A 12,179-nucleotide genomic window follows, 5' to 3' on the forward strand; every position below is an offset into this window, starting at 1 on the left:
CTATGCTATTTGTCTTTTAGCCAAACTTGAGAATATTCCGTTTTGATCCATTAATTCCTCATAAGATCCAGATTCTACAATTGTTCCTTTGTCTAATACATAGATTCGGTCTGCATTTCTAACAGTACTTAAACGATGTGCAATAACAATTCTTGTCGCTTGTAATTTGTCTAAACTTTCTGAAACTATGTTTTGAGTTCTGTTATCTAAGGCACTCGTAGCTTCATCCATGAATAAAAGTCTTGGTTTGTGAGCTATAGCACGTGCTATCATAAGGCGTTGACGTTGTCCTCCTGAGAATGTTCCTGCACCTTCACTGATAACTGTATGCATTTCCATTGGCATATTTTTGATATCTTCTTCCATACCAGCCATACGAGCTGCTTCCCAAGCATCTTCCAGTGTTAATTCAGAATTTCCTACGATGTTTTTATAGATACTTCCAGACATTAGTGCTCCACTTTGAAGTACGACTCCAATTTGTCTTCGCACTAAATCTTTATTCATAGAATCGTATGCATCATTGTCATAATAGATAGAACCTGCTTCTGGTGATTCAAAACCTAATAGAAGTCTCATTATCGTAGATTTTCCAGATCCTGAAGTTCCTACAAAAGCGACCATTTCTCCTTGGTTAATTTTGAATGAAACATCTTTTAAAACAAGTGGTTGATCTTCATGATATCTAAATGATATTGAATTCATTTCTATGTCTCCAACTAATTCCCCTGGATCTGTACTATCTTCTGAAGATTCTGGTACTTCTTCTAAAATTGGTTTTACTCTTTCATACAGTGTTATAATATTCAGCGAAGTAATTAAAGCCATACTCATTTTTAAACAATCTCTTAAGAATTGATTAAAAGCACTGATAAAGGCCATAAAAGCTCCCACAGATAGCATTGTTCCAGCTGTTGATGCAGTTGTTACTGTATAATAGATAAATGCAAAGAAGAAAACGCTTGTAAATAATGGATACGAAGCATTGAAAACTTCTACATAATTTTGATAACTTCCAGACGTAAATCCTAATTGTTTTAGTCTAGCAAATTTATCTGCCCATAAGGTAAAGACTCTTTTTTCTCCTCCCGTAATTCTTATTTTTGAAATTCCAGATAAGAATTCAAAAAGAAATCCCTGTAAGTCACCTTGAATATTAGAAATTTGTCGATCGTATTTAAGTTTCATAAAACCAATAACAGACATGAATACAACTGCAATTACAGCTAATAGTATTCCAATCCATGCAAGATCGGGTGCATAATAAAATAGTAATATTAGGTTTACAAATGAGAAAGCTCCACTTAGAACTGCTGTCATTACTGTATTAGATAGTATTTGTCGAATTCCGTTGATACTTAACGCTCTATTCGTAAGATCTCCAGAAGAGAATTTTTTATAAAATGTTACTGGTAATCGCAATAAGTGATCCATTACTCCTGCCTGTAGATTGAGACTTGATTTTGTTTCAACCCTAAGCTGTAAAACACCTTTAATTAGTTGTAAACCAGCAGTAACTATACCTAGCATTAACATGATTACGAATACTTCAAAGTGCAGTGATTTGTCTGCGGAAGGTATTACATCATCAAACATAATTCCAGATAATACTGGAACTAGTAATCCAACTAAACTTCCAGCAAAAGCAGCTAAAATTAGATACTTAGCATCTTTTTTGATTCCTTGTATTGCAAATTTTCCAATTTTCTTTACGGATGTCATTGTACCATTAAAGCCATAAAAGAACATGTAACAGATAGGTTCTAACTTTTCAGCAATTTCATGATTTACTTTTAACTGTTCTCCTGTTGCTACATCTTTTAGCGTATAACTAGTAGCTGTACTTTGAATAAGTGCTACAGGTCTTTTATCTTCTTTATAAAAAGCCAATAAGTGTCCATTCTCTTCTTTCCACCATGTGCCTCTAAGAATTATTTTACGCACTCTAACTTTTGAAGTTTGAGCAATAGCGTATAGTTGGTTTGTAGTACTGTTTTTGTAAGACTCCATGTATTTTGGAGCTTCAAACTCAAATCCGACAGCTTCACCTATTAACTTACAAGATTCAAATAAGTTACTGTTAACTTTTTTGCTATCTGTTGATGAAGTTATTTTTTGATTCTTTTTACCAACTACAATCGTTCGTAATTGGTCTAATGTTTTTGTTAAATTTGATTTTTCAGAAGTTATTTTTTCTGTAATGCGCTGTTCTTCTTCACCTTTTTCTAACTTAAAGTTTTTAATCAGTTTTGCATATAAATGATTTTGTAAATCATTTATAGAAAGCATGAAGTAAATTTCATCTTTGAGTGTTTCCTTTGTACTCAATATTTTCACTTCACAGTCATTACTTACTGCTGAAATCCATAAATTGTTTGATACCGCAAATGGATAGTTAAATTCTGATTCGGTATTTAAAGAATCATCTTGTGAATATTTGCTAATTTCTCCTTTAATTACAGAACACCAAGCCAAACCTTTGGTTGGAAATGCTATACTTTCATTTTTTAGAGAAATCGTTTTAGAAGCCACTAAAGACGTATATAATCTTGGCGCATTGACTTGTTGTATTTGATGAGCGGTTTTTAAAACCCACTTATCTATCATACTTTTTAGAAAATTATGATCAATATCTAATAGCTTATTTTTATTGATTGCAACTAAAGTAGCTCCTTTACTTACAAGCAGTAATTTGATGTTTGTTTCATGCTCTTCAGAAGAAATTAGACTCGAAAGTAATTCTCCAGCTACAGCACTATATAAATATTTTAATGTACTTGCATATTCTCCATTATCATCGATGTCTGCATAAAAAACATCAACTTCTCCAGAAGTGACCATCCAAAATCTGTCATACTCTCTTAGGACTAATGACTGATTTTCTTCTAAACTTATTTTTACAATTTCAGACATATCGTTTTATTTTGAATCAATTAACTTAGCGTATGTACCATTTAGCTCTAACAACTCTTGGTGAGTTCCTCTTTCTACGATTTTTCCAAAGTCCATTACAATTATTTCATCGCAATCCATAATTGTACTTAATCTATGTGCTACTATCAAACACGTACATCCACGTTTTTTGATATTATCCATTACTATTTTTTCTGATTTAGGATCTAAAGCACTTGTTGCTTCATCCATAATTAGAATAGATGGATTTAAAGCCAAAGCTCTTGCTATTTCCAATCGCTGACGTTGTCCTCCACTAAAGTTAGCTCCTCGCTCCATTACTTCACTATCATAAGCATTTGCTCTTGCTGCAATAACATCGTGAATTGCTGCATCTTTAGCCGATTGAATGATGTGTTTTTCTGGAATATTATCATCCCAAAAAGCAATATTTTCTTGTATTGAACCTTTAAACATTAATACTTCTTGATCTATTACTGCAATTGATTCTGTAATTACATGTCTCGAAATATCTTTTCTTAATCTGCCATCAAAACGTATTTCTCCTTCCCATGGCTCATATAATCCTGAAACTATTCTTGCCACAGTAGATTTACCACTACCAGAACCTCCTACAAGTGCTACTCTACTTCCTGGTTTTAGACTTAGACTAAAGTCTGTAATTAAAGCTGGCGTTGTAGGATTGTAACCAAATGTTACGTTTTTCATTTCAAAATGTCCTGTAAGTTTTCCTAGACTTACATTTCCATTCTTTTCCTTTGCTGCGGCATTTTCTTCATCAAATTCACTAGAAACCTCATAATTCAAGACATCATCTATACGTCCCATATCACCTTCTGTCTCTTGAAGCATACTACCTACAGTCACTAATTGATTTACAGGTCCCATGAAGTTGTTCATTAAATATAAAAAGGCAACTAACATCCCCAAAGTCATATCTCCGTCCATGATTCGCATGGCTCCAACTCCTAATACAATTGTTGTTGTTAATGACATTAATAAAGGTGGAATAACATTGAGACGCGTTGTTAGCCAACCTAACTCTTGTTGAGCGTTTGTTACTTTGGCCAAATATCCTGTCCAAGTGGTAAAGAAATCATTTTCTCTACCAGAAGCTTTTAAGGTTTCAATCATGCTTATTCCAGAAGTAGTTGTTCCTAGAAGTTTTCCATTTTCATTTACATAACTACGATTTCCATCTTTTCTAGCTCTAGACACAAATCGCAATGCTGCAATATTTAATGCAGCCATACTTATACCTATTACTGTCAGTATAACATCATAAGAAAACATCATTAAAGCATAGAATATCACTACTATTACATTTAGTGCAGAATTTGCTAAGTCGCCACTTAATAGTTTTGCAACTTTATCATTTAAAGATACTCTACTTCCTATTTCTCCACTATAACGTTGTGTAAAAAAAGCAATGGGCAAATGAAATACATGCCATAAAAATTTACTGGATGTTGCGAGTGCTAATTTTGTTTCTAATCGCAATAAATAGTATTGCTGAAGATATACAAGTATGGAATTAATTATTAAAACACCTCCCATAATTAAAAGCAAAGGCATGACAAAGCCTGATATCTGATTTACTAGAAATTTATCTATGAATATTTTTGTAAATGAAGGTATTATAAGTCCAGGAATTACTAGAAATAAGCTAGCTAAAAGAATATAGGTTATACTCATCTTTGAGTTTGCCACTCTTGCCCCTAATGAACTAAGTAATCCTTTTTTCTCGTTTCCTTTTTCAAACTTTTCTCCTGGCTTAAAAGTCAATACTACTCCTGTAAAGGCATCATCAAATTCTTGATGTGTTACACTGTATCTTCCTTGTGCTGGATCGCTTAGGAATACTTTTTTTTTGGTAAATCCTTCAATAACAAGAAAGTGGTTGAAATTCCAAAATATGATCGCTGGCATTTCAAGTTCTTTCAACTTTTCAATAGATTTTGCGTATCCTTTTGCTTCCAAACCAAATCCTCGTGCAGCTTTTAGAATATTAGAAGCCTTTAATCCATCTCTAGATACACCACATGCAATTCTTAGTTTTTCTAATGGAACATATTTTCCATAATATCCTAAAATAATACTCAAAGCAGCAGCTCCACACTCTACAGCTTCCATTTGTAAAATGGTAGGTGTTTTAACTGGACGCGGCAGCTTTTTTTCTTTTTTAATATCTTTCTTTTTAGTCATGGCTAATGGTATTAGTAAAGGTCAAAGAATTTCTTTAAAGCTGGTACAACCATCGTTGCAGGTGGTTCTGTTTTTACAGTTATTTTTCCCATACAAGAAGTACCTTCATTTATTGCAATTTGAGGTCCTTTGGCTGATGTCCATTTAAAACCGCTATACGATTCTTCATCTTTTTCAAATTCTACATATACTTCAAATAGCGCTCCTCTTGACAATAGTCCTTGTACTAATTGATCATTTTTTACAGTCATCATCATTCCCTTTTGTGTAATAGGAAAGTCAGAAACATAGGTTACTTTAGCTTTCATGAACCCATACTCTTGCGGTTGAACCGTGGAAGGAACTACCAGCGCTTCCATTCCTTCTTTAATTTTCTTACCGTCTTGAGAAGGAATGTATAACACACCTCTTAATTTGTTTCCTGCGACTTGGTTTTGATTTTTAAGTTTGAATAAAGGAGTTCCTTGTCTAACTATGATACCTACGTCGGTTAATAATTCAACAACTTCACCTGAATATAAACTCTTTATGTTTGTTTCTATATCGTATCGCTCTTCCAAATTTGCTAGGTTTCTTTCCATTTCTGCAATTCGCTGCTTGCTGATACTTATTTTTTGTTGTAAATCGAATCCTAAATTTAGTTTTTGACTAGACGTTTGAACTCTTTGTCCTTTTAGACGCTCTATAGAGTTGATAGAAGATTCTATTTGCTGTTCTGTATTCACAACCTGAGACCTCGTGATTAAACCTTGCTTTAGCAATCCATTTTCTGTGTCTAATTGATTTCTTAGAAATTCTAAAGTTTTATTTTCAGATTGAATTTGCATTTCAATACTGCTTCGTTGTTGCTGAATCATCTCACCTTGTAATCGAGTATCTTGATTACCATAAGAAAGTAATTGTTGTAGATCAAAATTTCGTTCTTTAAGAGTAGCTTTGACTCCTTCTATTTGTTGAAAAAGTTCAGGTTGTTCAATTTTTGCAATAACGTCTCCTTCTTTTATTTTATCGCCAACATTCACATTAACGTTTATTAATTGCCCTTGTGATGTAGCAACTACTTCATGAATTTCTCCACCCAATATTACACCTACAACATTGAGTTTTGTTTTTACATTCCCCATAAATGCCCAAGCAATTCCGGTTCCTAAAACTAGAGTAATTGTCAATAAAGCTATCCATCCTTTTGGACTTGTAACTTTAATGAGTTGATCTAACTTTTCGGGTGTGGAAAGTTTTTCCAATGCTGCTTTTCTAAAAAATCCTGTTGCCATGATGTTGTTTTTTAATAATTAGTTATATGTTGGGATTGTGTAAAACAATTCTTTGTTTATTCCTGTAATTCCATTTTTATCTACGAGTAACGTTCCTGTTTCATAACGAAGATTAATGATTGCTGATGCAAACTGTTGATGTGCTTGCAAATAGTCTAGTTCTGCAAAAGTTAATCGTTCTTGAAATTGTATTAGGTTTAATAAAATGGTTAAACCGTTCTTAAACTTTACTTGCTCATTGTTATAAACTTCTTGATAGAAATCAAGAGATTCTTTCGCCTTTTTAAGCGCTTCAACAGTGTTGTCTAAATTATTTAGTGCAATAGAAACATTCAAATCTATGTTTCTTTGTAAATTTTCAATTGCAATTTGCTGATCTTGTAGTGCTACTTCACTTTGTATGTATGAACCTTTTGCTCGGTTGTTATTTATTGGAAATGTTAAGTTTAAACTAAGTCCATAACCAATATTACGTCCTTCATTACGTGAGAATGTTGCTAATGCACGATCTAAACCGTTCCCCATATTCATGCCTCCATAATTCACAAAACCAGTAAGATCTAACTGTGCTTTTTTGTTGTTTTCTGCAAGACTAAATTGTAATTCTATTGATTCTTGTAGTTTTTTAGAAGCTAAAATGTCTTTTCTATTATTTTGAGCTAATTCTAAATATTTTTTCTTATCAAAATCTTTGTTGTAACCAGATTCTAATATGCTTGGAAATTCATCCAACGGATTTCCTAATTGTTTACTTTCTTCTTCACTTAAACCAACAGCACGTCCAAGATTGAGTTTTGCGCTGTATAATGATTGCTCTGCAACTTTTGTTTGTCGTTCCTGATTTGCTAAATCTGCCTTTACCTGAAATACATCTCCCGCAGGTCTTTTATCGGCCTTGACTAATTCTTCAGTTATTTCTAAAACACGTCTTACACGCGCTTCATTTTCCTTAAAAATTTTCAGGCTTTTTGCTGCAGCAACATATTGCCAATATGCTCCTCCAGTTTGGAGAAGTTCAAATGAGTTTGCAAATACTATATTTTCATTAGTGCTTTCTAGGTTTAAAGCAGAAGCTTCTTCTAAAGCTGTAGCTATTCGTCTCCCTCTACCTCTTAATAATGGTTGTGTCAAAGAAAAAGTAGTAGACATTGAATGATCTTCAAAGTAAGCACCTACATCTTGATTAAACCTATTAAACGGAAAGTTATCATTTGCCATTGAATAATCTACACTTAAATTAGCTGTTAGACTAGATCGAAATGTTTTTTGAAAACCTACAGATGCGCCAGTACTTCTTGATTTTAATTTATCATTTAAAAAATCATTTCTGGGATCTACTTCAAAAAGATTTATAGCATCACGACTTAATGATACTCTAGATATCAATTGATAGTCAAAGGCGCTACTTTGTATTTGCAAACCACCTTCAGCACTATTGATATTTAAAATATTTCTTTTTATTATTGGGTTTTCTTCAAGCATAATCTCTGACAACTTCACAATATCTACGGAAATTGCTGTTTGACTATGTACTTTATACATTCCAACTAGTAGAAAACTAAAAAATATAACTCTGTAGTTCATTCTATTGCTTTTTTTATACTTCTGAAAACTTCTGTAATATTTGACCAAATCTTGATCCTGCCTGAGAAACACCGTCCAATACATTTTCATCTATCACATCAGCTTCATCTGGCGAGCCATAACCAAGTTGACTTGTTGTTTTACGCAATCTGTTTGACAGGAATAATGAAATAGCATAATAAAAGTTAGCTCTAAACTCTAAGTTTGTTGCGAGCCTACTATTCATCAATTCTCTAGAAATACAAAAAACTGATGTCGGTTGTGTTGCTATAACAGAAACTGATGGCGGTCTCGATTCTAAAAAAGACATTTCTCCAACAATTTCTCCAGAACCTATAAGAGCAATGTGATTTTGACTAACACCATCGTTAATAGATAATTCACCTGATAAGACAATGTATAGGTTTTCAATAGTTTTGCCTTTACTGATTAATCTATCGCCCACTTCTAAATCAGCCTTACTACCATTATTTATCATCCACTCGATATCTAAATCGTTTAAATGACCCAGTAAAAAAAGTACTCGTTTCATGTTTTATCTTATTAAATATTAATTATTGCTAAGTTATATTTTGATAGTATTTTAAAACTGCCAATGACACAGTTGAAAATGACAGTATTCCTTTTAAATAAAAAAAAACGACCTAAATAGATCGCTTGATTTTGTTATTATATTTTTTTGTCTCTCCTTGATTATTAATCAAAATATCCGGCTGCATCTAAAATAGCAACTGCAGCACTAGCGGCTAAATCAGCTGCATGTCCATGTATATCATACCAAGGTCTATCAGCTCCACCAGCAACCATTTCTAATTGATCTTCTGACAATTCTACATCATCCATGTTTGGTTTTGCAGGAATGTTTATATAAATATGATCGGGATTCGTTTGATCCATAACTATTACTTTCTTTTCTTCTGCAAAGTTTGCTGCTTTACCCGTAAACTTGCTTAAGGCTACATTTGGATTATTAACTAAATCTCTTTTAAAATCTTCATCTTCCCAGGCTTTTGTATAAACTCTAGTTAAAAACTCATTTGCTATTTGTTGTTTTTTTGTTGATTCCATGATATAAAATTTTAATTATTGTTTCTATTAATTTTGTTTTTAAGCACCTTTATTAAGGAGTAACCGTTTTATATTTTACTATGTTAAATAATTAATTGGTGCTAAGCTAGACTTTGACATTATTCTAAAACTGCCAATGACACAGTTGAAAATGACAGCATTATTTTTAAATAAAAAAAAGCGACCTAAATAGATCGCTTTTAAAATTGAGTTCAAATTTAGAACACTCTAAATTGACTATTGGTAAATGTATATTTTTGTGCTATTTATCAAAAAACGCATCATCCTTTAAGTAGTTTAATCAAACCAACTACTTACTTCTTCTTTGACTCCATCGATTAAGCCTCCCCAATCAATGTATAAAGGGTTATCAAAATCACCTCCAGAAATCGTTTCTAACTGATCTTCTGTCAGTTCAACATCTTCCATACTAGGCTTTGGAGGAATATTTATATACACATGATTAGGATTGGTTTGATCTTCCACTATCACACTTTTATCAATAGATATATTTGCTTTTTTACCAGTAAATTTATTTAAGGTCTCTATTGGATTTTTAACTAAATCTCTTTTAAAAACTTCATCTTCCCAAGCCTTTTTGTATATGCTTGCTAAAAATTCGTTTGCCTTTTGTTCTGTTGATTCCATGATTCTGGTTTTTTTTGTATTAGTTAACAAATTTACCTTTGTGTTCAATGATAAAGTAGCCAAAAAGACTGTGATAATTTATGCTTTGTTTTCAAGATTCTAAATACATATTGAAGATTTCATATATGTAAGAAACTGTTTTGCAAGCCTGTACTCTTAGCTATCAACTTGTATAAGCTGATATACTTATGAGTAGTTTAGGAAAACCAATCATATAATGCTTCTCCTATAGCATTTCCTATAGCTTCAACTGCGTCTGCAACTATTGGAAGTGGAAGTACAATTGTTCCTCCTTGTATTTTTTCTAGCTGTTCTTTATTTAATTCTTTCTTTTTAAAATTTTCAATTGATCTCATATTTTTTGTTTTTTAAGTTTGACCTCTAATTTGTTGTAAATAATACTTACAAAACTGCAAAAAGGACTGTGATATTTACAGCTGTCCTTTCCCTAAGAAGTTCTTTTGGATATATTTATTGTTCCTTGAATTAATTAGATTGGATTGAAATAATAGTTATTAGTCTTCGAATAACCAGTCTGCTAATGCTTCTGTTGCGTTATGTACAGCAATAGCAATTGCTACAACATCTGCTGGATTCACAATGATTCCGCCATGTACTTTTTCTAATTGGTCATTAGTTAATTCTCTCTTTTTAAAGTTTTCAATTGATCTCATAATCTTTGGTTTTTAAATTAATACTATAAATTTCTTCTAAATAAAACTGATAGAACTGTAAATAAACCTTTAATAACTGTAGCTTAAAATCGTCTAGCATTAAGCAGTTCTTTTGGATACATATTATATTGCTCTTTAAATAATTTAGAAAAATAATGAGTGTCATAATATCCTACTGCATACGAAATTTGTGAGATGGTATCGTACAAATAATCGTCAATACACTGTTTAGCCTTGTGCAGCCTTAAAACCCTAATATATTTATTAGGTGTTAAGTGAATAAGACTTTTTATTTTACGGTGTAATTGCCTTTCACTAACAGCCATTTTATATGACAGATCGTATAAATTTAAATCTTTATGCTTAATGTTTTTATATACTTCACCTTCCAAATCTACTAGCCATGAAGTGTCTTGTCTAGAAATTTTATTTGGGTTAATTTCATTTTTACACATCGATTGTACCCTAGTGTTAGAATTATATATTTCATAAATTAACGGAACCTTTTCAACTGCTTTACCATCATTAGCTAACTTAACAACATTGTCTATTAGTTTTGCTATTTCTTGGCTGCTAGAAAAGATAATGTTGCTAGTACGATCTTTTGTAATAATTGCATTCGAGTTTGAACGCTTTTGGTTTGCTTCAATGATTGAATCCAACGGTGCTTTAATCTCTTTAATAAATTGCATTAAAACCTCTGGAGAACTCAAATCTATATTATTTTTATTGTTTAGATTCATTTTACTGTTCTTTTAATTATTGTGTTTTAAGCACTATTATTGTATTTGCATTTCCATTGTCCTGTCGAATAACATTACATCTATTTCCTTACGATTTGGTAAAACTATGTCAGTCTTAGATTTGGTCCGTTCTCTATGGTTTACGAGGTTGGAAAATAATGCCGTTTCTGGCTCATTATCATTGTCAAGAAGACTTTGAACTTGATTGTCGTTTTTTAATGCATGTAACTCTTTCACTATTTCATTGTCTAGTGCATGGCTTACATTTAAATACGGTTCGTTGTTGTTATATTTATATGGTGTGATTGTAGCATTTTCTTGATCGATATGTTTTGTTGTTTCAATAGCTGCTTGCTTTTCAGGAATCTCATTTATGATGTCAATCTTACAACTTGTAAGACTTAGGACAACTATCATGAGCATACCTATGTGTATATTAATTTTTTTCATGATTATACGGTTTTAATGATTATGATATTTAATCAATTAATGTTTTAAAAAGGGTTTGACTATATCTTTTTGTCATGATGTTGCAACAAAATCACAATGCTAATTAATATTATAAACACCACATTATCAAACACTTATTTCTAGCATTTATAAATATCATCGTGAGATTTATAAATCTCACGTTGCTTTATTTTTAAAGATTACCCGTAAACACTAGCGTTTGAAGATTATCGTACTAGTTTTTGTAAATTCAAGCTGATAGTGCTCCATTTTTTACTTTTGTAGATGAAAAATTGGGTGAAATAATGGGAGATTAGCTTTTGCTGAATTCTCTAGGCGATTGTAAAGAGTTTCAAAACAATATTAATTTTTGTGTATATATTATTTTAAATCGGTACTACTGTGAAAGTAAAAAACGTAGCATTTAAAAATAGAAGGAAAAGAAAAGAAAGGAAATGAAATAACACTCAATAGCATCAAGCGAAAATATTTTCTACAGAATTATATTAAGTCTTACAGATATAGCAAAAAAGAAGAAAGAATATTTGATTATTTTCTGAAATAACATTGAGTAACTAAACTTAAAATATTTCATCCTAACCAACCTTCTCTATCCAAAC

At 31.8% G+C, this 12,179-nt stretch carries 11 protein-coding genes; all 11 read right to left on the bottom strand.

All coding sequences use genetic code 11. The features are described from left to right. On the bottom strand, positions 1–2,913 hold the full coding sequence (locus ACRBBL_RS21055; RefSeq protein ID WP_431371064.1) for an NHLP bacteriocin export ABC transporter permease/ATPase subunit: 2,913 nt from the start codon (positions 2,911–2,913) through the stop codon (positions 1–3). A gap of 6 nt (positions 2,914–2,919) precedes the next feature. Beyond that, positions 2,920–5,118 (bottom strand): NHLP family bacteriocin export ABC transporter peptidase/permease/ATPase subunit, encoded by a 2,199-nt coding sequence (locus ACRBBL_RS21060; protein WP_431371065.1) that lies wholly within the window; start codon positions 5,116–5,118, stop codon positions 2,920–2,922. An 11-nt stretch (positions 5,119–5,129) separates the two neighbouring features. After that, complete coding sequence (locus tag ACRBBL_RS21065) at positions 5,130–6,392, bottom strand: NHLP bacteriocin system secretion protein (protein WP_431371066.1); 1,263 nt, start codon at positions 6,390–6,392, stop codon at positions 5,130–5,132. Positions 6,393–6,410: 18 nt separating this feature from the next. Then, positions 6,411–7,976 (bottom strand): TolC family protein, encoded by a 1,566-nt coding sequence (locus tag ACRBBL_RS21070; protein WP_431371067.1) that lies wholly within the window; start codon positions 7,974–7,976, stop codon positions 6,411–6,413. 13 nt (positions 7,977–7,989) lie between these two features. Then, a complete protein-coding gene (locus ACRBBL_RS21075) occupies positions 7,990–8,508 on the bottom strand; it encodes a cyclic nucleotide-binding domain-containing protein (protein ID WP_431371068.1) in 519 nt (172 codons plus the stop codon). Positions 8,509–8,672: 164 nt separating this feature from the next. Beyond that, a complete protein-coding gene (locus ACRBBL_RS21080; protein ID WP_431371069.1) occupies positions 8,673–9,044 on the bottom strand; it encodes an NHLP leader peptide family RiPP precursor in 372 nt (123 codons plus the stop codon). A gap of 297 nt (positions 9,045–9,341) precedes the next feature. Then, the gene (locus ACRBBL_RS21085; RefSeq protein ID WP_431371070.1) at positions 9,342–9,692 is read right to left on the bottom strand and encodes a hypothetical protein; all 351 of its coding nucleotides are present in this window, start codon (positions 9,690–9,692) and stop codon (positions 9,342–9,344) included. Between the two features lie 197 nt (positions 9,693–9,889). Then, entirely contained in the window at positions 9,890–10,048 is a 159-nt protein-coding gene (locus tag ACRBBL_RS21090) for a bacteriocin (RefSeq protein ID WP_431371071.1), read from the bottom strand. A 159-nt stretch (positions 10,049–10,207) separates the two neighbouring features. Continuing rightward, positions 10,208–10,366 carry a hypothetical protein gene (locus ACRBBL_RS21095; RefSeq protein ID WP_431371072.1) on the bottom strand — a complete coding sequence of 53 codons (159 nt, stop codon included), beginning with the start codon at positions 10,364–10,366 and terminating at the stop codon, positions 10,208–10,210. Positions 10,367–10,449: 83 nt separating this feature from the next. Next, complete coding sequence (locus ACRBBL_RS21100; RefSeq protein ID WP_431371073.1) at positions 10,450–11,109, bottom strand: helix-turn-helix domain-containing protein; 660 nt, start codon at positions 11,107–11,109, stop codon at positions 10,450–10,452. A gap of 36 nt (positions 11,110–11,145) precedes the next feature. Continuing rightward, a complete protein-coding gene (locus ACRBBL_RS21105) occupies positions 11,146–11,526 on the bottom strand; it encodes a hypothetical protein (protein ID WP_431371074.1) in 381 nt (126 codons plus the stop codon). Positions 11,527–12,179 lie beyond the last annotated feature (653 nt).

Source organism: Kordia sp. (assembly GCF_050633145.1).
In the GTDB taxonomy this organism is placed as follows: Bacteria; Bacteroidota; Bacteroidia; order Flavobacteriales; family Flavobacteriaceae; genus Kordia.